Genomic DNA, 1,039 nt, shown 5'->3' with positions numbered 1-1,039 from the left:
CTGGCCCACGAAAGAACTTGAATCAAACTCATTTTACTAATGATAATAGTGAGCAGAATTGATAATCTTTTAAAGAATAAATCCCCAGACGAGACATTTCTTATCATGACAACCAACATAGGATTGGAACTGAGGCATCTGAAAACACTTCACGCCCTGAAGCAGACCGGCAGCCTTGTTGAAGCAGCCAGAATCCTGCACCTGACTCAGTCTGCTCTTTCCCACCAGATCAAGGAACTCGAAGCCCGGATTGGTATGGAATTATTCATCCGCAAAACCCGCCCACCCAGATTTACATCAGCAGGCCTGCGCATCCTGCAGTTGGCAGACGAACTGCTTCCCCAACTAAGACATGCTGAGCAAGATCTGTTCAGGCTGGCTGGAGGGGAATCAGGACGACTGAACATTGCCATTGAGTGTCACAGCTGTTACCAGTGGCTAATGCCAACCATTGACGCTTATCGTCAACAATGGCCGGAAGTGGAGATGGACTTTGCCACCGGCTTCAACTTTGCCCCCTTACCCGCCTTATCGAGAGGAGAGCTGGATCTGATGGTAACCTCTGACCCGATGGATATTCCCGGTCTGACGTATATCCCGCTGTTTCGTTATGAGATGCTACTGGCTCTCTCCAGACACCACTCCCTGCTGAAAAAGGAGTGGATCGGGCCTGCTGATCTGGAAGAAGAAACACTGATCATCTATCCCATTGATCACGACCGGCTTGATATCTTTAATCGTTTTCTGGATCCGGATGACGTAGAGCCCAACCAAGTCAGAACGGTTGAGTTGACTCTGATGATGCTGCAGCTGGTTGCCAGTCAGCGCGGTGTCTGTGCTCTGCCTAACTGGGCCCTGGCGGAGTACCTTGAAAAAGACCATGTTGCAGCAAGAAAGCTGGGAAGCGAAGGTCTCTGGTCAACACTTTACGCAGGTATCCGGGTGGAACAGAAAGAACAGCCCTACATTGCCGACTTTCTGGAAACAGCCAGAGAAACCTGCTTCAAAACGTTGCCGGGAATTCTTCCGGCCCTGCCGG

The 1,039-nt window shown here is 50.3% G+C and carries 1 protein-coding gene; it reads left to right on the top strand.

The features are described 5' to 3' along the window. Nucleotides 1-105: 105 nt before the first annotated feature. Nucleotides 106-1,039: LysR family transcriptional regulator (locus tag KDK16_RS12870; protein ID WP_257276432.1), on the top strand; the 934-nt coding region annotated here is incomplete at its 3' end.

This window comes from Endozoicomonas sp. SESOKO4 (genome assembly GCF_024606275.1).
Note: the sequence above shows the minus strand (reverse complement) of the source record. Positions and strands in the feature narration are given on the sequence as shown.